This window comes from Virgisporangium aurantiacum, assembly GCF_016863635.1.
GTDB lineage: Bacteria > Actinomycetota > Actinomycetes > Mycobacteriales > Micromonosporaceae > Virgisporangium > Virgisporangium aurantiacum.
Genome location: NZ_BOPG01000085.1, coordinates 1 through 21138, shown reverse-complemented (window position 1 = coordinate 21138; position 21138 = coordinate 1). Strand labels below are relative to the sequence as shown.

The 21138-nt window shown below is 68.1% G+C and carries 21 protein-coding genes; 6 read left to right on the top strand and 15 right to left on the bottom strand.

What is annotated here, in order from left to right; genetic code table 11:
- Window positions 1–46: 46 nt before the first annotated feature.
- A complete protein-coding gene (locus tag Vau01_RS52305) occupies window positions 47–547 on the bottom strand; it encodes a hypothetical protein (RefSeq protein WP_239152683.1) in 501 nt (166 codons plus the stop codon).
- A gap of 43 nt (window positions 548–590) precedes the next feature.
- Here Vau01_RS52305 and Vau01_RS64095 point away from each other — a divergent pair, with 43 nt between their 5' ends.
- Entirely contained in the window at window positions 591–818 is a 228-nt protein-coding gene (locus tag Vau01_RS64095; protein WP_239152680.1) for a hypothetical protein, read from the top strand.
- 406 nt (window positions 819–1224) lie between these two features.
- On the opposite strand, the gene Vau01_RS52300 is transcribed toward Vau01_RS64095, so the two are convergent.
- The 5 genes from Vau01_RS52300 to Vau01_RS52280 form a co-directional block, all read right to left on the bottom strand.
- A complete protein-coding gene (locus tag Vau01_RS52300) occupies window positions 1225–2229 on the bottom strand; it encodes a CU044_5270 family protein (RefSeq protein ID WP_204008940.1) in 1005 nt (334 codons plus the stop codon).
- Window positions 2230–2238: 9 nt separating this feature from the next.
- The gene (locus Vau01_RS52295; protein ID WP_204008938.1) at window positions 2239–2748 is read right to left on the bottom strand and encodes a SigE family RNA polymerase sigma factor; all 510 of its coding nucleotides are present in this window, start codon (window positions 2746–2748) and stop codon (window positions 2239–2241) included.
- Window positions 2749–3092: 344 nt separating this feature from the next.
- The gene (locus tag Vau01_RS52290) at window positions 3093–4370 is read right to left on the bottom strand and encodes a multidrug effflux MFS transporter (RefSeq protein ID WP_204008937.1); all 1278 of its coding nucleotides are present in this window, start codon (window positions 4368–4370) and stop codon (window positions 3093–3095) included.
- A 79-nt stretch (window positions 4371–4449) separates the two neighbouring features.
- On the bottom strand, window positions 4450–5472 hold the full coding sequence (locus Vau01_RS52285) for a zinc-dependent alcohol dehydrogenase family protein (protein ID WP_204008936.1): 1023 nt from the start codon (window positions 5470–5472) through the stop codon (window positions 4450–4452).
- Between the two features lie 41 nt (window positions 5473–5513).
- Window positions 5514–5876, bottom strand: coding sequence for a cyclophilin-like fold protein (locus Vau01_RS52280; RefSeq protein ID WP_204008935.1), 363 nt, complete (start codon window positions 5874–5876; stop codon window positions 5514–5516).
- 273 nt (window positions 5877–6149) lie between these two features.
- Here Vau01_RS52280 and Vau01_RS52275 point away from each other — a divergent pair, with 273 nt between their 5' ends.
- Window positions 6150–7022 carry a helix-turn-helix transcriptional regulator gene (locus Vau01_RS52275; protein WP_204008934.1) on the top strand — a complete coding sequence of 291 codons (873 nt, stop codon included), beginning with the start codon at window positions 6150–6152 and terminating at the stop codon, window positions 7020–7022.
- 151 nt (window positions 7023–7173) lie between these two features.
- Here Vau01_RS52275 and Vau01_RS52270 read toward each other — a convergent pair whose 3' ends face one another.
- Both Vau01_RS52270 and Vau01_RS52265 read right to left on the bottom strand, forming a co-directional pair.
- Window positions 7174–10107, bottom strand: coding sequence for a hypothetical protein (locus tag Vau01_RS52270; RefSeq protein WP_204008933.1), 2934 nt, complete (start codon window positions 10105–10107; stop codon window positions 7174–7176).
- Between the two features lie 281 nt (window positions 10108–10388).
- Window positions 10389–11123: a winged helix-turn-helix transcriptional regulator gene (locus Vau01_RS52265; RefSeq protein WP_204008932.1), complete on the bottom strand. Its 735-nt coding sequence runs from the start codon at window positions 11121–11123 to the stop codon at window positions 10389–10391.
- Window positions 11124–11238: 115 nt separating this feature from the next.
- Here Vau01_RS52265 and Vau01_RS52260 point away from each other — a divergent pair, with 115 nt between their 5' ends.
- A complete protein-coding gene (locus tag Vau01_RS52260; protein ID WP_204008931.1) occupies window positions 11239–12036 on the top strand; it encodes a class I SAM-dependent methyltransferase in 798 nt (265 codons plus the stop codon).
- A 177-nt stretch (window positions 12037–12213) separates the two neighbouring features.
- Here the strand turns inward: Vau01_RS52260 and Vau01_RS52255 are convergent, their stop codons facing one another.
- The 4 genes from Vau01_RS52255 to Vau01_RS52240 all read right to left on the bottom strand — a co-directional run bounded on the left by Vau01_RS52255 (window position 12214) and on the right by Vau01_RS52240 (window position 15142).
- Window positions 12214–12555 (bottom strand): hypothetical protein, encoded by a 342-nt coding sequence (locus Vau01_RS52255; RefSeq protein WP_204008930.1) that lies wholly within the window; start codon window positions 12553–12555, stop codon window positions 12214–12216.
- A gap of 288 nt (window positions 12556–12843) precedes the next feature.
- Window positions 12844–13791 (bottom strand): hypothetical protein, encoded by a 948-nt coding sequence (locus Vau01_RS52250; protein WP_204008928.1) that lies wholly within the window; start codon window positions 13789–13791, stop codon window positions 12844–12846.
- Window positions 13792–13937: 146 nt separating this feature from the next.
- On the bottom strand, window positions 13938–14348 hold the full coding sequence (locus Vau01_RS52245; protein ID WP_204008926.1) for a hypothetical protein: 411 nt from the start codon (window positions 14346–14348) through the stop codon (window positions 13938–13940).
- The gene (locus tag Vau01_RS52240; protein ID WP_204008924.1) at window positions 14345–15142 is read right to left on the bottom strand and encodes an MBOAT family protein; all 798 of its coding nucleotides are present in this window, start codon (window positions 15140–15142) and stop codon (window positions 14345–14347) included. Before Vau01_RS52240 ends, Vau01_RS52245 begins: the two co-directional genes overlap by 4 nt.
- 41 nt (window positions 15143–15183) lie before the next feature.
- Between Vau01_RS52240 and Vau01_RS52235 the strand changes: the two genes are divergently transcribed.
- Window positions 15184–15918 carry a MerR family transcriptional regulator gene (locus Vau01_RS52235; protein WP_204008923.1) on the top strand — a complete coding sequence of 245 codons (735 nt, stop codon included), beginning with the start codon at window positions 15184–15186 and terminating at the stop codon, window positions 15916–15918.
- A 48-nt stretch (window positions 15919–15966) separates the two neighbouring features.
- Here Vau01_RS52235 and Vau01_RS52230 read toward each other — a convergent pair whose 3' ends face one another.
- Window positions 15967–17967, bottom strand: coding sequence for a right-handed parallel beta-helix repeat-containing protein (locus Vau01_RS52230; protein WP_204008921.1), 2001 nt, complete (start codon window positions 17965–17967; stop codon window positions 15967–15969).
- Between the two features lie 260 nt (window positions 17968–18227).
- The gene (locus tag Vau01_RS52225) at window positions 18228–18449 is read right to left on the bottom strand and encodes a hypothetical protein (RefSeq protein ID WP_204008919.1); all 222 of its coding nucleotides are present in this window, start codon (window positions 18447–18449) and stop codon (window positions 18228–18230) included.
- Window positions 18450–18526: 77 nt separating this feature from the next.
- On the opposite strand from Vau01_RS52225, the gene Vau01_RS52220 reads away from it, so the two are divergent.
- Together Vau01_RS52220 and Vau01_RS52215 are read left to right on the top strand one after the other, a co-directional pair.
- Window positions 18527–18916 carry a hypothetical protein gene (locus Vau01_RS52220; RefSeq protein ID WP_204008917.1) on the top strand — a complete coding sequence of 130 codons (390 nt, stop codon included), beginning with the start codon at window positions 18527–18529 and terminating at the stop codon, window positions 18914–18916.
- A 1002-nt stretch (window positions 18917–19918) separates the two neighbouring features.
- Window positions 19919–20218, top strand: coding sequence for a hypothetical protein (locus Vau01_RS52215; RefSeq protein WP_204008915.1), 300 nt, complete (start codon window positions 19919–19921; stop codon window positions 20216–20218).
- Here the strand turns inward: Vau01_RS52215 and Vau01_RS52210 are convergent.
- Window positions 20194–20892 carry an ABC transporter C-terminal domain-containing protein gene (locus tag Vau01_RS52210; RefSeq protein WP_204008914.1) on the bottom strand — a complete coding sequence of 233 codons (699 nt, stop codon included), beginning with the start codon at window positions 20890–20892 and terminating at the stop codon, window positions 20194–20196. The genes Vau01_RS52215 and Vau01_RS52210 overlap by 25 nt on opposite strands.
- Window positions 20893–21138: the final 246 nt, after the last annotated feature.

Sequence of the window (21138 nt, the reverse complement as noted above, 5' to 3'; positions counted from 1 at the left end):
GTCAGCGTCATCGTTGCCCATGGGCGTCGTGGTCATGCGCGCTCTCCTAGGTTGGCCTGGCCGCGGGGTCGGCGTTGTGAACGGCCTGTCGCCAGGCCGCGAACATCAGGATGGCTCCGATCAGGAAGCACAGCGCACCGAGCAGCGTGCCGGCGACATCGACCCACAGATTGATCACGTCACCAGAGCTGGGCAGGACGAAGCTGGCCAGAGCGGAGGCCATGAACAGGACGGATCCGATCATGTTCACCCACGCGATCCGCCACGGCAGCATCCGCGGCCGCCAACTCCAGAAGGTCCCGATCGCGAGAATGCCAAACGCGCTGGCCACGAGGAACAGGGTCGATCCATAGATGTCCGGCCGCCACACGTGTCGGTCCTGCTCCCGCACCGATGCGTTGTGCGCCAGAGCGGCCAGCGTGCTGACGTTGAAGAACAGCGTGCCGGGGAACTGCGTGATTGCCGCGAGCCAGTTCCGGTCATGCGGTAGCCAGGCCCATAACCGCACCGGTTCCGGTGAGCTCGGCAGCGCGGCGCCGTCGCCCATCGCCGGAGTCTGGGCCTGAACGAGTTGAAGGAACGACGCCGCGGTGAAGAAGATCGATCCAACGAAGAAGGTGACGCCGTCGACGACGCCTCCAACCGCGTCGGTGTACGCCGGCACCGACCCCAGCACGAAGCAGGCCGAGCCCACGATGAACAGGCTCGCGATCGCCGAGTTCAGACGGACCGGCCGCACCCTCATCCCGTTCCTCCGATCGGCCAGACGTCTCAGCCTCGCGCACGGATCGGCCCGGCGGCTCACCCCACCCGGATGAGTCCGAGCTCGCATCCTGCTGGTACGGGTGCTGATGATCTCCAGGGGACTGCGGTCGTCGAGAGGCAGTCCGTTGTATTTGCCGGCGTAGAACCACCGCTGGCCCTTGAGCTCATCCAGGCGCTGCGGATGCTCAGCCGCGAGGTTCTGGGTCTGGCTGGCCGACCGGCCGGGACGGCTGACGACGGAGGAGGGACGGGCTGGGAACGCGACGCCTCATTCCGACCGGAGGACGATCCGTCCGTGCGGGTGGATAGGTTACGGGCGGGCTGTGACCTTCGGGAGTCTACGGCGCTGAATCTTCGCTGGTAGTTGGCGGCAAGCCATGGGGCGGCTCTCACCAGGAAGGCCCGGGTCAACGGCGCTTCCGCCGACCGGGGCCTTCGCTGTTCGAGCGCCTTTCCCCGCTACGGCGTCTGGCGGACCTCGTCGACCACGGCGCGGGTCAGGATGGCGAAACTGGTCTTGGCGAACCTGTCCCCGTCGCTGTACCTCGTCAGTCGGGTGAGGTTCGCGCCGAGGAACTCGTACGTCTTCCGGTCGAAGATCCATGTGCTCGTGTCGCCGTTCTGCGCGCTGACCCGTTGCACGGCGATGCCCGGTCGGCCGGCCAGGTCGGTGACCTCGGTGATCATCGTGACGCCGGGGATCATGGCGACGGCCTGGTAGAGCGCGGCCCCCAACCGCGGGGGCAGCATCGTGTTGTTGAGTACTCCGCCGATCACCTCGAAGGCCTCCTGGTCGGCGTCGACGCGGTCGCCGGGCTTGGGACCCGGTCGGGCCGCGACCGCCGCGCGGACCGTGGCCAACAGGGCGGAAGGGTCGGTGGGCAGGGTCGTCAGATAGGTGTAGGTGGTGTTGCCCTCCAACGAGGGATCGGCTTCGGCCGGTGTCGGCCCGCTGAACTGCTGTCCCCGCTTGTCCGGCATCACCGTCCAGCCGGGCTTTGACCCGTCCACGGAATCCCAACTCTCGGAGACGCCGACTATCTCTCCCTTGGGGTTCACCTCGGTCGGCACCGTCGTGCTGAACTGACGCTTCTCGTAGATGAACTGGTCGCGACGGACCTGCTCCGTCCGCTGACCGGCCACCAGCGACACCCGTTCCAGCAGGGCGATCGCGTTCTGCGGCACGTCAGGTACCTCCTGATGCTGGCCGGGTACATCGGCCGGCGTGCCACTGACGGCGCCGCGGTCGACGCCGCTGGTTCCGCCCGTACCGCCGACGACCGCCGTCGCCGCGATCGCCAGGGCGGCGAGGGCCGCGACGCCACCGGTGGTCGCGCGCACCGTGCGCCGGTGCCGCAACCGACGGCGTCCCGCCTCGAGGCTGCCAGCGACGAAGTGCGGGGGCAGCGGTGGCTCGACGTCGTCGGCCTGGCGGAACATGTCCTGGAGCTGTGCTTCTGACATTGTCATCTCCTACTGGGACGCGTTGAGGTAGCCGGGCAGCAGCTCCCGGAGGCGGGCCAGGCCGAGCGAGGTCTGGCTCTTGACGGTGCCGGGGGAACGGCCCAGCACCCTCGCCGTTTCGTTGACGTCGAGGCCTTCGAAGTACCGCAGCACCAGCACCACCCGTTGGCCGGCGGGCAGCCGGGCGAGCGCCGCGGTGATGTCCATCCGGTGGTCCGGGTCTGTGGCGTCGCGCTCAGCGGCCTCCGGTAACTCCGCGGTGGGCAGGATCCGCCGGAACCATGAGCGCCGCGTGGTCTCCAGGTAGGTGCGGACGAGGACCTGCCGCACGTAGCTGTCAAGCGTGGCCGGGCCCCGCACGCGGTCCCATTTCAGGTAGAGCTTGATGAACGCTTCCTGGACCAGTTCCTCCGCGACGTGCCAGCTTCCGCACAGGTGGTACGCGGTTCTTCGTAACGGCAGGACCCGCGCCTCGACGTACGCGGTGTACTGCCGTTCCCGGTCCTCCGTGGACTCCATGCCCGTATAGATGGGTCCGCGAGAGAAAAGGTTGTGACCGCGTCAGTCTTCCGGCGTCACGAGGACTGGGAGAGGTGCGCCGGAACAACGGAGCGCCACGTATGCCGACCGCCGTGCCGACCGAGCCCGCTCTACGTCGGGCTCCACCGGCCCGCCGACGTGGCACGATCCCAGTCCCGCCGGCCAGCGCCTGATCGAGGGCCGCCCCGCCATGGCCGTCCCACACCTGGCCGCACACTCTCGCCCGAACAGCCACCCGACAGCGGTGAACACGATCGCCTCGACAGCACTGAACAGGTAGATGCGCCGCCTCGCGGGTGCGTTCTGGCGGCGAATGTCCGCGCTCATGAGGGCTTCCGGCTCGTGTTCCGGTCGTGATGCCGGGATCTGATGGTCGTGGCGTAGGCGGTCACGGCGAGCGCGGTGGATGTGACGGTGACGAGTCCGAGTGGGAGGGCGTTGTCGGCGCCGCCGAGGCCGACGAGGGGTGCGGCCAGGCCGCCGAACGCGAACCGGGCCAGGCCGAGCAGAGACGAGGCGGTGCCGGCGATGTCGGGGTAGTCGGCCAGGGCGAGCGAGGTCGCGGGTGGAGAGGTGACGGCGACTCCGCTGACCATCGTCAGCAGCGAGATGACGACGGCGATCAGGGGTAGGTGCAGGATGGCGGTGGCCAGTAGTCCTGCCGCGCCGAGCGTGCTCATGCCCAGCCCGGTCGCCAGTGTGCCGGTCTCCGACCATCGCTCGGCCAGTCGGCCGCCGAGGTAGCCGAAGACCATGAAGCCGAGGGAGTTCAGACCGAACGCCAACGAGTACTGCTGTGGCGAGAGCTGGTAGATGCCCTGCAGCACGTAGGTGGCGCCGGCGAGGTAGGCGAAGATTGCGGCGTTGGTGAAGCCGCTGACCAGGACGGCGCCCAGAAAGACCCGGTCGGTGAGCAGACGCCGGAAGTCGCGGGCCATGCGTGTCCACTCTCCGGCGACGCGGCGCTCCGGGGGTAGCGTCTCGCGGACGACGAGGGTCGAGGCGGCGAGGATGGCGACGCCGAGGGCGGCGAGGAAGAGGAACAGGCCGCGCCAGTCGGTGACGGCGGCGAGTTGCCCGCCGATGACGGGCCCGATGATGGCCGCCAGCCCGGCGAGCACGGTGAGCCGGCCGTAGTAGCGGACCAGTTTGCGGCCGGTGTAGAGGTCACGGCCGGCGGCTTGGGCGATCACGATGCCGACGGCGCCGGCGAGGCCCTGGACGAACCGGGCGGCGATGAGCGTTTCGATGGTCGGGCTGATCGCGCACAACACCGAGGTGACGATGTATGCCGCGACGCCGGCCAGCAGGGGGCGGCGGCGGCCGAACCGGTCGGACAGGGGTCCGGCGATGAGTTGTCCGAGGGCAAGGCCGAGTAGGCAGGCGGTGATGGTGAGCTGCGCGGTCGAGGTGGCTGACCCCAGTTCGGCGGTGAGCGCTGGTAGTACGGGCAGGTAGAGGTCCATGGAGATCGGACCGAAGATCGTCAGCAGTCCGAGCACGATGCCGAGGCGGCGGCTGGCCGCTTGGTCATGCGGTGCCGCTGCCGGCCCGTCTGTCCGGGTCACCGTCGGGTCAAGAGGTGTGAGCCGTGCCGCCACGCTTGTTCCTTTCGGGTGCAGCAACTGCTGACTGCCCCGGCCTGCGCGGCGCGGGCCAGGGCAGGCGTCGTCGCAGGGGTTACGGGTGTAGCAGCACCTTGATGGCGCGGCGTTCGTCCATGGCCGTGTAGCCGTCGGCTGCCTGGGCGAGCGGGAGGGCGAGGTCGAATACCTTGCCGGGGTCGATCCGTCGGTTCCAGACCAGGTCGATCAGGTCGGGCAGGAAGCGGCGTACCGGTGCGGGGCCGCCGTGCAGGTGGACGTGGGAGAAGAACAGGTCCATGCCGGGCAGGACGACGTCGTGGGTGACGCCGACGTAGCCGACGTGCCCGCCGGGGCGGGTGGAGCGGATGGCCTGCATCATCGATTCCTGGGTGCCGACGGCTTCGATGACCGAGTGTGCGCCGAGCCCGTCGGTGAGGTCCTTGATCCGGGCCACGCCGTCGTCGCCGCGTTCGGTGACGATGTCGGTGGCGCCGTAGTCGAGGGCGAGTTTCTGGCGGGTCTCGTGCCGGCTCATCGCGATGATGCGTTCGGCACCGAGTTGCCGTGCGGCGAGGACCCCGAGGAGCCCGACGGCGCCGTCACCGACGACCGCGACGGTCTTGCCGGGGCCGGCTTGCGCGGCGACCGCGGCGAACCAGCCGGTGCCCAGCACGTCGGAGACGGCGAGCAGGCTGGGGATCAGGTCGTCGCCGGGTAGGTCGGGTGTGGCCACCAGCGTGCCGTCGGCCAGCGGAACCCGCATCCGTTCGGCCTGCGCCCCGCCCGGGGCAGCGGACTCCCGGCGCACGCACGAGGACTGGTAGCCGGCCCGGCAGATCTCGCAGGTGTTGTCGGAGGCGAAGAACGAGCCGACCACGAACTGGCCCGGCCGCACCGTGCGAACGTCGGCGCCGACTGCTTCGACGATGCCGGCGTATTCGTGGCCCATCGGCCGTGGCCCGTCGATCTTCTCGATGCCGCGGTAGGGCCACAGGTCCGACCCGCAGATACATGTCGCGGCCAGCCGGACGATCGCATCCGTCGGTTCGATGATCTTCGGTTCCGGACGGTCCTCCACGCGGACCTCACCGGGGGCGGTCATGACAGCAGCACGCATGAGCAGAGATCTCCTTGTACGCGACTGATGGCGTTGGTGGGTCAGGCAGGTCGGGCCAGTTCGATCCGGACCGCGATCCGCCTGCCCGCGTTGGCGAGACTGTCGAGGCCGGTGTCAATGGTCCCGAGGCGGACCAGGCCCGGGTCGGGCACCGCCTGGCCGAGGTCGTCGTAGTAGACGGCGATCACCTCGCTCAGCGGCCAGAAGTAGATGTGACCCGGGACGGGATCATGGATCGGAGCGGAGCCCTCGACCGTGAGCACGTGCGGCAGCCGCCCCGACTTCGCCTGCCCCCACACATCCTTCAGCTCCACGGTCGCCGGCAGCATCGCAGCGAACTGCCGCGCCTCCGGCGTATCGACCAGCGTCGCGGTCGCGACACGGTCACCGAACCGCAGCACCACCGCTACCCCCACCGTGGCGCTTGACGTGGTCGACGGAGAATCGGACCCCGTGGCGTCGGGGCGGGGCTGAACGGAGCACCCGGCCAACGCAGCGACCAGTGAAGCGGTCATCAGAGCAGCCGCCCAGCGGCGGGTCCGAGCGGCGACGGTCGGGGCCATGACATCGGTCATGGCGTCCAGCACACCCGCAGGGCGCGGCACGAGGAAGTCACTGCCGATGGGTGTACTCGTAGTACATCCCAGGTAGGCAGCGCGCGTCGTACCGTCGACGGTGTGGACAACCGAGTCGAGGTGCGCGAGTTCCTCACCTCCCGCCGCGCCAAAATCACACCAGAGCGAGCCGGGATCCCCGTCGCCGGACAGCGCCGCGTGCCCGGGCTTAGGCGCAGCGAGGTCGCGGCACTGGCCGGCATGAGCGTGGAGTACTACGCCAAACTCGAACGCGGCACCCTCGCCGGCGTCTCCGCCGGCGTCCTCGACGCCATTGCCCGCGCCCTGCACCTCGACGACGCCGAACGCGCCCACCTGCTACGCCTGGCCCACGAGGCCGACGGCAGCAACGCCATCCTGCGCACCCGCCGCCGCCCGAAACAGTGGACGGTCCGGCCCAGCCTGCAATGGTCACTCGACGCCATCACCACCGCGCCCGCCATCGTCGGCAACAACCGCCTCGACCTGCTCGCCGCCAACCACCTCGGCCGCGCCATGTACAGCGACCACTACTCCAACACGGGCGGCCAGCCGAACTTCGCCAGATTCACCTTCCTCGACAGCGCAGCCCGCCGCTTCTACCCCGACTGGGACCTCGCCGCCGACATGACCGTCGCCAACCTGCGCACCGCCGCCGGCAAAGACCCCCACGACAAAGGCCTGCACGACCTCGTCGGCGAACTGTCCACCCGCAGCGACGACTTCCGCCGCCGCTGGGGCGCCCACAACGTCCGCACCCACGGCACCGGCGTCAAACATTTCCACCACCACATCGTCGGCGGCCTCGAACTCGCCTACGAAAGCATGGACCTACGCGCCGAACCCGACCTCACCATGACCCTCTACACCGCCGAACCCGGCTCACCCACCGAAGACGCCCTACGCCTACTCGCCTCCTGGGCCGCCCACAACCAACAACACGATCATCGTCTGTGATCACACTGCCTGGACGGTCGGGTCCGCAACTACGAGGTTCGAACTCGCGCCGCCACGACTCGAGCTTCGGCGTTCATGCTGCGCGCTGCCACCGGGTCCACGCCGATCGTCATCTCCTCGCGCACGCCGGAGGTGGTGGATCTTCGGCGTACTAGAGCAGGCTGAGGCGGAGCAGGGTGGGCGCGAACACCTGGGGTGGCTCGGGCGGGTTGCCGGCGGCCACGATGCCGTCCAGGAGGGTTTTGAGCTGGGTGGCCCGGCCCAGCGCGAGGGTCCGCAGCTCGGCGGAGATGTTGGCGGCCGGCGGGTCCTCGCGACGCGTGCCGAAGAAGGCGTACAGGTCGCGGACGTCGTCGAGCAGCGCGTCCTCGGCCTCGGCGTCGCTGCCGGCGAGCAGCGCGTTGCCACCGAGCACCAGGCCGCGCAGAATCTCGTTGGCCTGCACCGACAGCGGGAAACCAGCCACCACCAACTGCTGCCACAGCAATTTCGCCCCGGTGAGGCGCCGGCCGAACCGCCCGATCGGATCGCCGGCCTGGCCGAGCCGCTCGGCGACCTGGTTGTAGAACGCCCGCTGGGCCAGGCGGAGCTTCGCCGCGACGGTGGTGACCGTGGCGGCGCGCAGCGCCGGGTTCACGATCGCCTGCCGTCGCGGGAACGTCGTCAACTTCGACCACAGCTTCTTGTCGCCGACCAGCAACGGGTACGGGTTCTTGCCCCGTGGGCCGGTGGTCGGGTCGAAGGAGCCGAGCTCGCTCTTCGGAACCGAGGCGATGAACCGCTCGCGCGTGTCGGCGGTGTAGCGGTAGACGACCTCGGTGCCGTAGTTGATGTTGACGTGCATCGACAGCTCGTACGTCAGCCGCACGATGTTGCCGAGCCCCGGCTCCTCGCTGCTGATCAGCCGCCACGACGCGGCGATGCAGGCACTGAGCTTCCGCAGCCCGCTCGCCACGCCGGGCAGCGAGCTGTTGCTGAGGTTGTCGGCGATCAGGTACGGGCGCAGCGGGGTCAGATTCAGGTCGGTGATCGCCGCGGTCGACAGCTTGGCGACCTTGTCGTCGAACCGGCCGCCACCGCAGCGGCCCAGTTCCACCCACGTCTCCCGGTCGGAGTTGAAGAAGTGCTCGTCCGGCGGCCCCTGCTCGGCGCCGCCGAACAGGGTGATGTTGTGCAACTGGTGACGCGGCGCGATTCGGAACTGCGCCTCGGCGTCGGAGATCGCCCTGCGCAGGTCGTCGTACCGCGTCCGGTAGTGGTCGTGGAGGGTGTCGAACAGCTGCGGGTCGGCGATCCGCGACAGCGCCGTGCCGAGCGCCGCACCGATCTCGATCAGGGCGGCGACCCGGTTGTCGGAGATCGGCGCGGCCAACGCCGGCGATTCCTCGCTCAACTGGGCGTACGCCTCGGCCGCGACGATCCAGTCGAGCGGGTTCGCCAACCGGCCCGACGCGAGCGGTGCCAGCCCGAAGCGCTCGGCCGGTGCCAGCCGCAGGTAGTTGATGTTGGTGGCGGTACTGAACCGGGTCAGCTCCGTCAGCAGGTCGTCGTCGGTGAACGGGCGCTCCTCCGGGCCGGCCTGTAGCGGATCCCGGGCATGGTCGTTGCCCCAGGTGAAGAACAGGTTCTCCGCCTCAAGGAACGTCTCGTTGTCGATCGGCTGGCCGGTACGCTCCTGGAAGTTGAGGAACCCGTTGATGCCCTCGACGAGGTCACGGCGGTGCGCCGCGTCGAGCTGGGCCTGGAAGTCCGCGGTGAGCCGGGTCAGCTCGGTGTGCAACTGGTACAGCGAGGCCTGCAGTTCCTCGACGTTCCCCTCGACCTGTCCGAGGTTGAAGTCGATCTCGGCGAGCCGGGCCAGGAGTCCCGAGTACATCCGGTCCAGGCGCGCGTCGATACGGTCGAAGCGGACCCGCATCTCGTCGCGCAGCTCGGCGACCAGCTCGGCCAGCTTGCGTAGCTCCTCCAGGATGACCTGCTCGATCGGCTTGGACCGGCCGCCGAACAACCCGGTCGCCTGGATCATCAACGCCGTCATCACGAACGCGAAACCGATGCCGCCGCCGAGGAACAGCTCGCACGAACTGGCCGACGCGATGCCCTGGATGAACTTGCCCACCTGCGCCGACGCCCGGGCGGCCTTCTGGGCGGCGGTGAGCATCCCCACCGAGATCGTCGCGAACTCGCGGATGTCATTGCCGAACTCCGCGTCGACGAGGTCGGCCACCGCGGCCAGGACCCCGAGCGCCTCCTTGGAGCCGTCGGCCGCGTCCTTCAACTGCTTGTCGAGTTCCTCGGCCTTCTTGATCGCCTTGTCCAGCGCGGACAGGTTCTCCGGGGTCTTCTTGTCCTCGGCCTTGCCGATGGACACGTTGATCTCGATCAGGGTGGTCGTGTACTGGTCCCGCACGCCGGAGACCGAGCCGCTGATCGCGCCGAGCGTGGACTGCACGCCACCGGCCGGCATGCTGAGCGCGCCGTTCGGCTGGATGTGCTGCTCCACCAACGTCCGCAGCACCGGAAGATCGACCTTGGTCACCGCCACGGCGGCCGCGTCACCGGTACCGATGCCGAGCGCGGCGCCCAGCGGTCCGGTGTCGATCCCGGCCGCGACCGCCGGCCGCGCGACGGCCGTATCGTAAAGCCCCGCCCAGATCTGCCGGCACAGCCGCCGCACGTTCGGCACCCGGTCGAACTGCAGGTCCAGCGGCTGCACCTGGCGCCGCTGGCCGGCGCCCTGCCGGAAGCTGCGCAGGAACTCGCGGGTGTACCCGGTCGCGGCCTCGCGCAGCGGAGTGGTGGTCAGGTGCGGTACCACCGCGACGAGGATGCGGCTCATCCGGAACGCGTCGTCGGGCGAGAGGTCCCGGGCCGGGTCCGGCCGGTGCTGCGCGATCGCCGTGGCCACCGTCGTGCTCAGCTCGCGCAGGCGGGCGGCGGCCAGGTTCGGCCGCAGCAACAGCACGTGACGGACAATCCCGGCCAGAACATCGGTCTCCGGACCGCTCGCGGCGGCGACCGCGAGATAGACCTCCCGGTCGGTGACCCGCTTCGGCAACGTGACCGCTGGCAACGGCTGCCCCATGGCATGCCCCTTCGTATCGGCGTCAGCCCTTGACGCTGCCGCGCCGTGAAGCCGGGGCAAACCACCTTCCGGACGGTCACCGGATCGGATCGTTGACTGCCGATGCCATCGCAACGTGGGGGTCGACAATTCCGCTGTTCCGGCGGTGCGGAAGATGCAGCGGCCTACCTGCGAGCCAACCATCTGACCGTGGTCTGCGACAGGAACATGATCACTATCGCGAGCCAGCCGACCACAAGCCTAGTAGGTTGGGCAACGATCCGTGCGCCGAGAACAGTTTCTCAGGCTGGACTGGTCGCCGTGGTTGGCTCGGCTTGGCGAACTGGCGGTTCGAACCTCGCGCGTGGGTCTTCCGCTGTCCAGCTACGTCGGTTCCAGGTGGGAAGTGCCCGTGCCAGGTTGCGTGACCCGGTCACCGCGATCGCGCCGGAGCGCAGCGCGTCAGTCCACTCGATTTTTCCCATGTGCCAGTGGGCGAACGCCAGCGGCTCGTTGATCACGACGATCAAGTCTTCTTCGCCGCCGGGGTGTTTGAGACAAAGTTCGGCGTCACCGCGTTCGATCAGCAACCAGCCACGGGGGATCGGCCGGGGAAGCGTGGGGTAGTCGAAGCGGACGACGACGCGACGTCGGGGGAGGAGCTCGCGGTCGAGCCAGAAGTTCACCCACGCCCATAGAACCACACCTGGGTGGGCGCGCTCGGGCTTCAGCTGCGCCCACTTCGATCCCCAGTCGTGCAGGGCCACCATCACCCCGGCCAATTCGTGACCGGCCCGGGTGGGTTCGTAGATGGATCCAGGTCCGTCGGGCTTGGCCTGAATTTCGATAACCCCGGCGCGTTCCAACTCCCGCAGCCGCTTCGAGAGCAGTCCCCGAGACAGCCCTGGGGCGCCGTCGGCGATTTCATTGAAGGTTCTGCAGCCGACGAGGATGTTGCGCAAGATGATGATGGACCAACGTTCCGCGAGCAGCTCCGACGCCCGAGCGATCGGGCAGTACTGACCGTAGGTCCGCATATCAGCAGCCTCTCACCAGCGGAAGATCGGCACGAGTTCATTTCCTGAACTTGTTGCGGCCCAGTGTCGGGCCGACACTCGCCTCGACTGAACGAACAAGGCGAGAGGACGTGCCATGAGTTCGTCGACGTACCTGCTGGCTGGGCAGGTCTCCGAGCTGGACCGGCTCAAGCTGCAGTCGCGCGTATGGGAGCCGAGCGGTCGCCGGCTCCTGGAACAGTTCGGTGATGGTCGCGGTGCCCGGGCCGTCGACATCGGATGCGGCGCGATGGGCTGGCTGCGCCTGCTGAGCGAGTGGGTCGGCCCAGACGGCGAGGTCGTGGGAACAGACATCGACGAGGCCATGCTCGCGGCCGCCAAGAGGCTCGTGGCCGAGGAAGGCCTCGGCAACGTGGTCCTGGTCAGGGACGACCTTTTCGAGAGCAAACTGGAGCCGTCGTCCTTCGACCTGGTCCATTCGCGGTTCGAGATCGGCCCGCTGGCCCGCGGCGAGGAGCAGATGGCCACATACTGTCGGCTGGCTCGGCCGGGTGGCCTTCTGGCGCTGGAGGACTGGGACAAGGCCTCGTGGCATTGCAACCCGCCGGCGCCCGCGCTCGACCGGCTCATCGGGCTGATCGATCAGGCGTTCGCCCGGGTCTCGGCGCTCGACGGTGGCCGCACACACGTTGACCTGTTCTACGGCGCCGGAATCGAGCCACACCTCAACGCTGAAGTTCTTGCTCTGCCCCAGGGCCATCCCTACCTGCGGTTGCCGATTCAAATGACCACGAGCTTGGCCCCGCGGTTGCAGGAGTTCGTCAGCGCCGAGGAGCTGGCGAGGCTACAGCAGGGAGCCGAGAAGGAGCTCGCAGAACCCGGCCGCTGGGGTACAACGTTCACCCTCATCCAGTCCTGGGGTCGGCGGACCTAGACACCTACGCAATCGACCGCCACTGAGACCTTGGAGGCGCCTCCCCGAGAACGGGCCCACGAACACTGCGCCAGCAAGTTGCCGGAAGTTATGTCCTCGGATCGCCGACGACCGGTCGAGTCCGTACGCACGGACGGCGGCCGATGAGCGCGTTGCGCCTCGCGAGCGGGGTTCAGGTCAACCTCTACCCAGCGGCGGGCCCGCCATGGCGCGCGCAGCAGCGACCAGGGCCATCACACCCGCACCGAGGATGGGAAAGCCGATCGACAGGATGCCGAGGAGGCCGAGCACCACCATCATCACGCCCGATACTGCCAGCGCCGATCGGCGCCCAGGCGCCGCGCGAGCGACACCATAGATCGAAAGAAGTGCTGCCGCTGCCAGTCCTCCGATGAACCAGGCCGCCGCGTGGCCGCCTTGCTGACGTATCAGTCCGACGTAGAGAACGATCATGATCACGGCGGTCGCAGCCGCGATGGCTGCCAGAAGATCCCAGCCTGTCCGCCATCTGGAGGTCATGATTTATCCTCGCAGATCCCGGTAGCGCTCATCTGACCGGGAATCAGGATGTCCTCATCCCAGATCGGGGTGCCGACCATGGCGTATGGATCACCTTGGATGACGAGACCTGGGCAGAAGCGCGATCTCGTCACTGTCATCGGCGTCGCCGATGTGGAGCCGTCCCGAAGGAACTTCGAAGGCGAACTCGTGCGGCAATCCGTCAACCCGCTTCGATGCCACCTGAACCTCGAGGGCGACGTCAGCGCTTAGCGGATGTTTACCGCGCGGTTGTCGCTCGCTGGTCTGTCATGTCGGGCGTTGCGGGGTCGGTCGGCCGGTCTTGGGAAAGGTCAACACGAGACCGATGATTGTTGAGGTGGCGGCGGCAAGGACCGGTGCGAGATGTCCATGATCGGTGTAGCCGATGGCTCGATGAATGCCGATGGCGGCGGTGAGGGACACGAGGCCGGAAATGCATAGTGTCTCCCACTGTGCCCGCGAGCTGGGCGCGCACCAGAGGCAGGTGAGTGCGGTGGCGCCGATGACGCCGACGGCGGCGCCGAAGCCGACGCGATCGTGCGCGATGAGTGGCACAAGCCTCGGACTGATTCGGTGGAGGTCGTCGACGGTGACCCGCATGAAGGCGAGGTCCTCGGGCACGAAGACGTCGGTGAGGCCGACACCCAGAATGACCAGGCCGCCGATCGTGGTGCCGCCGGCGCCCAGGAGCAGGCAGGCCTTCCCGAGCCCCTGGCGGCTTCGTAGATCGGGCAGCCGGCCCGTGGTGAGCAGGACCAGTGGCCCGTTCCAGGGCTGGATGATTCGGCGGCTGCGGGCCATGCCGAGCAGGTAGACCGGCAGGAGGAGCAGACTGCCGATGCCGTGCCAGGTGTCGAGGTAGCCGTAGCCGAGGTAGGCGAAGAAGCTGGCGAAACCGGTGATCCCGCTGAATAGGAGCAGCCACCAGGCCCAGGCCTCGCCCCGCCGGAGGGGGAAGAGGGCGAGATAGGCGTACAGAACTCCGATGCCGAACAGCGCCCCACCGAACGCGGCCCGATCGTGGATCATGAACTCCACGACGCGACAGTCCGCTACCGAGCACAGCTCGGCGGCGCTCATCTTCAGGTACCGGATGTCGTGCGGAAGGAACTCGCCGCTTGCGGCCAGAAACATCGCGAAGCCGCCGGCGAAAGCGAGGCCCCAGGCGGTGAGCAGCAGCAGCGGGACGCCGTCGCCGATGACCTGTCGTACCAAGCCCCGGCCTTCATCTGTCGGTGACATACCAGACACCTCACGCAACGATTCTGTTGAGAACGTGGTTTCGCCGAGCTCTGGGCCGGCGACTGGGGAACCGTGGCGCAGTCGACGGTCTGACGCGACTGAGCCGGAGTTGGATCGGGTCAGCGCAGGTGCCACACCGCGAGTCCGAGGTATACCACCACGAAGTAGCCGAACAGTGCGACCAGCGCGAGGTGCCCGAGCCGGAACAGCCAACCGCGTGGCCAGGGTGCGCCCCGGAACGCGGTGGCGTCGACGACGACGCGTACGAGCCAGTACAAGCCGATGAAGGCCGCGAGCGCTGCGGCGCTGCGGTCGCCGCGCACCATCTCGTCGTGCAGCAGCAGGGTGAGCACGCCGAAGCCGAGGTAGGTGAAGACGATGAAGCCGCCGGCCACCCACACGAAGCGGCGGTTGAAGTCGGTGAGCTTGGCCAGGTCGCTACGCCAGTCGAGGTGGGCGGGCAGTTGAACGCTGACCGCGAGCAGGGCGAAGTGGCCGGCGCCGGCCAGCCACAGGGCGAGGTCGGTCATGGTGTGCTCCAGGAGGTGAACAGCGGTGCGACGAGACCGTCGCGGAACGGGGTATGGAAGAGCAGCGGCAAGGGGGCCAGGACCCAGCACCAGGTCCATAGCCGGGCGAGCGGGCGCGGCCAGCGGGCGAGCCCGATTCGTGGCTCGGCGTGCACGGCGGCGGCGTGCAGCAGAAAGTAGGTCGTGGGCCCGCCGAAGCCAGCCAGCACGGGCACGCTGATGGCGGCCTCGTGCAACAGCCCGGACAGCGCGAACAGAGCGGCATTGGCGTACCGGCCGAACCAGCGCCGGGCAAACGGTGCGAAGACGACGCGGTTCATCTCGACGTAGGCGGTGTTCCAGCGCAGGCTCCAGAACTGGCGCAGCGACCGGCTGGCGAGGGGGTCGGCGAACAGGCGCAGCACCGGGTAGCGGCGAACACGCCAGCCGCTGAGCATGTCCGAGGCTCCCAAGTGGACGGTGGTCAGGATCACGGCGACGCCGAGCCAGCCGACGGTGGCGCGGTTCAGGCGTGGCGCGGCCACGGCGAGGGCAGCCCCACCAGCGAGCCCGGCGGCCATGACGAGCGCGCCGCGGACCACCCAGCGACGCGCCGTGGCGGGCACGCCGGTGGCGTCCGCGCCGGTACCTGTGTTTCGAGTGCGGGTGAACGGTGCCGGGTTGACGCCGGGCCACGTCAGGTACGCCGCCAGGGCCTGGCCAGCCGGTCGCCGCTCGGCGGTCACGAACGCGATCGCCTTGATCAGGACGTACAGCGCGCCGACCACCACGACCTCGTTAACAAACACTCGCATAGTAAACATTAACGCAGTGGCTGACGCCATAGGATGGTGCGATGGGTCACGGCTTGACGATCGAGGAGCTCGCCCAGCGGGCCGCCACCAAGACCTCCACGATCCGGCTGTACCAGTCGCGCGGTCTCCTCCCACCGCCCCACATCACCGGCCGCGTCGGCTTCTACTCGCCGGCCCACCTCACCCGGTTGCGGGTGATCACCCGGCTCCAGGACCGGGGCTACTCCCTCAACGCGATCAAGGAACTGCTCGACGGCTGGAGCCGGGGCGCGAGCCTTACCGACCTGCTCGGCCTGGAGCACGAACTGGCCGCCGGCGGCTCCAGCCCCGGCACCGGACCCGCCGAACTCACCCCAGAAGACTTCGCGGCGCTGTTCCCCAACGGCGAGGTCGACCTCGACATCGCCCAACGCTCCGTCGCCCTCGGCCTGGTCACCTTCGACGAAGAGGCCGGCACCGTGCACGTCCCCAGCCAGGCCTTCCTCACCGTTGGACGGGAACTGGCGCGACGCGGCGTGCCACCGTCCGTCGCGCTCGACGAGTACGAAAACCTCGCCGCCGACGCGCGCCGCATCGCCGACCGGTTCGTGGCCCTGTTCGAACGCCACGTCGTCGACACCGACAAGGTCTTCGACCCAGCCGAGCTGGCCACACTGACCGCAGAGATCAAGCAGTTCCGCGAACTGGCCGCCGTCGCCGTCCGAGACCTCGTGGCCACCGCACTCGACGAGGCCGCCGCCGAAGCCGTGGCGCGACACGCCGACACCACGCAGTGACAGGACGGCGACGGCGTTGGGTTGGACCTCACTCGTTGTTCGTCGGTCTCACTGCTGGTCGGCGACCACGAGATCGTCGAGGAGCAGCGTGTTGCCGGTCGCTCCGCCGCCGCCGGTCAACTCCAGAAAGACGGTGGCGGCCGTCGATGGCGCGGTGAGCTGTGCGGTGAACTCCTGCCAGTTCGGAGTAAGGCCGGTGATGGGTACCACGTCGGTGGCGAGCAGCACCTGGTCGGCGTTGAACCAGCGCACCGACAGCGTCGCCGTGGTGACTCCCGGGCTGGTGCCCTGCCGCGCCCACAGGCTGACTCGTTTGCCGCCCGGGTTGGCGGTGAATCCGGGCCAGTTGGCCAGGCTCACCCCGAAGCTGGCCCCGGTGAGGGCCACCCGCAGGCCGTACCCGCCGGAATGCGCGGCGTCAGCGACACGCTCCAGAGTGCAGCCGAACCACGGCGACCACTTGCCGAGCGATCCTTCGAGCGTCGCCGTGTCGACGTCGAGCGCGTTCGCGATCGGCGGCGGACCGGACGCACCGTCCAACGTGCTGCCCGCGTCCTGGTTGTAGGGCGCCGCCCGCCAGGTGTTCCAGGAAATCGTGTCGCCCCAGCCCCTCGCGAACCTCCAGTCGCCGAAGTAGGCGTTGTCGTGGAAGCTGTTGCCGTTGTTGAACATGACATCCTGCTGGATGCCCGACACGGTGTACGGCATCCACGGTAGGTTGTCGGCGCCGGTCGCGATGAGCGCCTGAGCGCCGCAGTAGGTACCGGCACACGGCACCTTCGCCTGGTCGAACCGGAACTCGTTGCTGAACACCTTGACGTCGCGCGAGTGCCAACGGCAGTCCGACCGGTACGGCTCGTTCGCGATCGACGTGTAGCACGGGTGTGTGGCGTTGATCGGATCCAGGTAGTCAAAGTCGTACGGCGGCGGGATGACGGTCGGGCTGACGAACGGCGTGCAGTACGTCTTGCTGGTGTTGCCGTTGGCGTTGCAGAACCGGTTGGCGTTCTCGTAGATCGAGACCCCGGAGAAGTTGTCCTCGAACAGGTTGTTGCGGATGTCGAGGTTCGGGCTTCCGGTGATGCTGTGCTGAAGCCGGGCATCACCGCCCGACTCGGAGATGTAGATCGCCGGCGACGGGGAACCGAGGTTCTGGTTGCCGCTGACCCAACCGTTGCGTTTGAAGACGTTGCGGCTCATCGTGGCGTTGTAGCTGATCTCGTACCAGATGCCGACGCTCTGGTTGTGCTCGATCCAGTTGCTGTCGAAGAGGAAGTCGATATTGTTGGTGTCCGCCCACAGACCCACGCTCAGGTTGTCGTGCACATAGTTGGCGGTGACGGTAGCGCCCTTGACGTCCCAGAACTTCACGCCGCCGGTGCAGCCACAACCCGGTTCCCTGGTCTCCCAGTCGTCCTGGTTGTTGCCGACGATCTCGTTGTTGTCCACGACAATCCCTTTGATTGCCGAGTCGCCTTCGACCTGATCGTCGTACATGCTGACGCCGTACTGGCCGTTGTCCTTCAGGCAGCTGTCGCGAATCGTGTTGAGGCTGCCCAGGAACACCGCCGCGCCGTCGTTGTGGTGCGCGTAGAGGAACTCCATCAACCAGTCGTTGCTGGCGTTGTGGTTGATGACACCCTCGTTGTTGTTGTCCAACCCACGACCGAAGTTGCGAATCTCGAGGTAGGCGATTCGCACATCGGTGGCGGGACCGGCGAACGCGTACTTGTTGGCGTTCATGCCGTCCAACACCGCTCCGGGCGCGCCGAGATAGGAGCTTCCACTGCCGGGCGTGACGGTGCTGTACTCACCGGTGCCCAGGGTGTGTACACCCGGAGCGAACCAGTAGGTCTGGCCCGTCTGCCCGAAGTTGAACCCGGTGTTGTCACCGGCCGGAACGACGACCGACCCGTCCGGTGCCACCGACGGGCCGCCGTTCCAGCCGTCGCCGTCGCATACCCGCAGCTCGGTCGGCAACTGCGCGTACCAGCCGCCGGGTGTTCGCTCCGCCGCCGCGGCGGCGGGCGCCGGTTGGCCCGTAGGCACCGTTAGTGTGCCGACCGCAAGCGCTACGGCCACGACCAACTGTCGTCGCTTCAAGGCCTCTCCCCATTTGATCCTGATCATCGGGAGACGAAGTATAGATCAACAATATATTCAGACAGATGCAAGGATCGATCCGGTCGTGGCGGGCGGAGCGGGGTGGGTGGGGGTGCTGCTCCCCGGCTCGCCGGGAAGCAAGGTGCTGGTCGCCGCGGAGGGCGCCCAGCCGTTGTGCCTCAGGGGACTCGACGCCGACCGCGCGGCTACTTCTGGCGGTCGCGTACAACGGGGTCGGGTGGACGCACGGCCTCGTCGGCGAGCACGAGACCGCGATCGCGTACTGCGCCATGGGTTGTCAGCGCGACGTCGACCTCGACCAGGCCATCCTCGAGGTGAAACGCAACCGCACGGCGCGGCACCTCCTCAGTGGTTGGTCTGGTCGCCGCAGCGAGCGGCTCCGGGATCGCCGCCGCCAGCGAAATCACGCGGCGAGTGCGGTCGGTCCTTTCTGACCTGCGCCCGGCTCGTTCAGGATCATGAAAGGGCCTGTCTGCGACGATGAGTGACGGAGTTTCCGGCCAGAAGAGTTGAGGTTTCGATGTCCTGTGCCATCGCCGCTATCGGGCCGGTCGGCGGGGTATTTCTGTTCGATCTGCCGCATGTCGCGGAATTTGATCGCGATTCGCTTCTGGTCCGGTCGTTGCCGAAGTTCACCGCGACCGCGGTCTGCGGCGGGCCGGTCTCACGGGACAGTTCCGCCGGACGGCAGTACGTGGCGGGACTCTTCGCCGCCGGGTGCGGGCCGCGTCGCGCGCAGGCGTCGAGGTTGGCGGACTGGGCAAGCGGTCAATTGCGGGCGACCTCCGATCCGGCGCCGGCGGTCGCCACCGCCACCGCCACCGACACCGGATCGCAGACTCCGCCGTCGTCTCACGTCGCCACGCTCGCATGAGCCGCACCCGGCCGCTGGCGTCGATCCTCGGCACGGCCAAGGACGTAGCCGGTGCGTTGGGCCTGGCGTGGCGGGCCGCCCCGCGGACGGTTCTGAGCTACGCGTCGTTGTCTCTGCTGGGCTCGGGCATCCCGGTCGGCCTGGCGTGGTGCACCAAGCTCATCGTCGACGGGCTGACCGACCCGCAGCGGAATGTGCCCTACCTGACCGGTCTGGCCGTCGGTCTCGCGGGCGCCGTGCCGCGCACCGATCGTCAGCCACGGAGCTGCCCGATCGTGACCGATTGGTTGGTGGCCGCGGTCGGACGGTCGCCGGTGACGAGGCGCTGGCGAGGTGCTCGGCCCAGGCGCGACGTCCGAGCGACGGGCGTTCCGCGGGTCGGCGCCGGCGTCGCTGCACCAGATGAGCCAGGACGGCGGCCTCGGCCTCGGCTTGGGTCTGCCGGCGGGAGCTCGCGGTGCCCGCGTGCCGGAACCGCAGGCCTTCCACCGTCTTGGTCTGGTCGTTACTCGACGAGCTGCGGCACGGCGAAGCAGGCACCATGACCGGCTCGCATGCTCCGAGGCGCTGGTCGAGATCTGCCGCGTACAGGCGGCCGGCGATGGTGATGCCGCCAAGGCGACATACACAGTTACCTGCGGTTCTGATATCCGAGGAGCTGGCGGGCATTGGCCTCGTGATCCGACAGGAGGTCCTGCGGCGACAGAGCTTTCCGCGAGTGGCGCGCTCCGCCAGCCAGGTCAGCCCTTCGACGACCTGACGGCCGAGGACCTCACTGGCGTACGACGACGTCCAGCTCGGTCCCGGAGGGCATCGCTTTGAAGTTGGTGGGCGCCGTTGGCGGCTTGGTGATGCTCCACTGACGACGAGCGTCGCGCGACAGCGAGCCGTAAGGACGAAGCGATCGCCCAAGAATAGGCTGAACCCGCAACCACGGGGACACGGTTTCGACGTCCGCACAACGCCCACGCTTCACGCGACACACAACTGGAGGTAGCGCACGTGAAAACGACAAAGCTGGTAACGGCAACGTTAGCGCTCGCAACCGCGATTACGCTGTTCAGCGCGGTACCGGCGCAGGCAGCGGCGTATACCGTGGTAGCCGAGCGGTCCACCGCCACCGCATCGGCCGACGGAGGCGTTCTGCCACAGGCTGGCTGGCGGTACCACAGCAGCTATCAATTCAATTCCACCTGCAACTCCGTGGGTTGGGGGCTCACGGTCATCGGTCAGGCCGAAGACTGGACCTGCGTGTACGTTACGCCCAATTGGCAGCTTCACCTGTACGCGTGGTGGTACTGAGGGCTTGCGGATAAACAGCTCGTTGGTCTGATTCTGTTGGTGCTAGGCCGTCTTGGGGTTGGCGACGTGGCTCTGCTGATGGCGGATCTGTTGCTGTGGAACAGGTTTGCCAGCGTGTCCGAGGCGGAGACAGTCATCGTCCTGCTGAACGGGCCGGCGCCGGCGGAGGTCGAACACCCCGCCGGCCCGACGGCGAACTCCTCCTGCGCTCCCGGCGGACAGGGCCCATCGAGGTCGGTAACCCCGCGATTGGTGAGGATCCATCGACAACCGCCTTCGATGACATGGCCCTGAGACTGCCGACCGTCACGACCGCCGGAATCGGACAACCGGCGGGCGACCGGGCAGACCAACCTGGCCGTCCGAAACTCGGTGAGGGCTTCGGGATCGGCCTCGCCGAGCAGCACGCGCGCCGTGCGCACCACGTCGTCCCGGTCGTCGGCGCGGCGGCTCCCCTCGGCAAGTAGCTCAGCGATCCTCGCCTCGATCTCGTCGAGCTGCGCGTGCCACGGAGCCAGCAGGCGTTCGTGCAAGCGGGTGAAGACGGCCAACCGGGTGCGGACATCAACCAGGCGCGCTTCGGCGGCGGCAAGCTCCTGACCGATGAGGAACAGCTCGGCCTCCAACGCCTCGAGGCGCGGATCGATCCACGATACGGGTAGACCCCCGGTCACCCTCCACCTCCATCGGCCATGCCCCACACACCGTACTGACACGTGACATTGTCGTGGGCTGGGCTTGGCTGGAGCCGATCAGAATGGGTCGACTTCGAACCCGGTGATTCCGCGCTCGGTCCGGCTATGACGCCGTGGGACGGTGGCGAGGGGCGTGGATGACGCGCTAGCCCGTGATCGGCATTCCTGCGCAGATTCGGGCGCCGATTCAGCTGCCGATGATGTCATGGGTCCGTTGCGGATCGA

What these genes read in the sequence shown, in the direction of transcription:
- Vau01_RS52255 (WP_204008930.1), bottom strand. Translation starts at nt 12,555, where the DNA reads ATGACCTCCAGATGGCGGACAGGCTGGGATCTTCTGGCAGCCATCGCG.
- Vau01_RS52245 (WP_204008926.1), bottom strand. Translation starts at nt 14,348, where the DNA reads ATGACCGACCTCGCCCTGTGGCTGGCCGGCGCCGGCCACTTCGCCCTG.
- Vau01_RS52295 (WP_204008938.1), bottom strand. Translation starts at nt 2,748, where the DNA reads ATGGAGTCCACGGAGGACCGGGAACGGCAGTACACCGCGTACGTCGAG.
- Vau01_RS52305 (WP_239152683.1), bottom strand. Translation starts at nt 547, where the DNA reads ATGGGCGACGGCGCCGCGCTGCCGAGCTCACCGGAACCGGTGCGGTTA.
- Vau01_RS52300 (WP_204008940.1), bottom strand. Translation starts at nt 2,229, where the DNA reads ATGTCAGAAGCACAGCTCCAGGACATGTTCCGCCAGGCCGACGACGTC.
- Vau01_RS52270 (WP_204008933.1), bottom strand. Translation starts at nt 10,107, where the DNA reads ATGGGGCAGCCGTTGCCAGCGGTCACGTTGCCGAAGCGGGTCACCGAC.
- Vau01_RS52235 (WP_204008923.1), top strand. Translation starts at nt 15,184, where the DNA reads ATGGGTCACGGCTTGACGATCGAGGAGCTCGCCCAGCGGGCCGCCACC.
- Vau01_RS52265 (WP_204008932.1), bottom strand. Translation starts at nt 11,123, where the DNA reads ATGCGGACCTACGGTCAGTACTGCCCGATCGCTCGGGCGTCGGAGCTG.
- Vau01_RS52260 (WP_204008931.1), top strand. Translation starts at nt 11,239, where the DNA reads ATGAGTTCGTCGACGTACCTGCTGGCTGGGCAGGTCTCCGAGCTGGAC.
- Vau01_RS52240 (WP_204008924.1), bottom strand. Translation starts at nt 15,142, where the DNA reads ATGCGAGTGTTTGTTAACGAGGTCGTGGTGGTCGGCGCGCTGTACGTC.
- Vau01_RS52285 (WP_204008936.1), bottom strand. Translation starts at nt 5,472, where the DNA reads ATGCGTGCTGCTGTCATGACCGCCCCCGGTGAGGTCCGCGTGGAGGAC.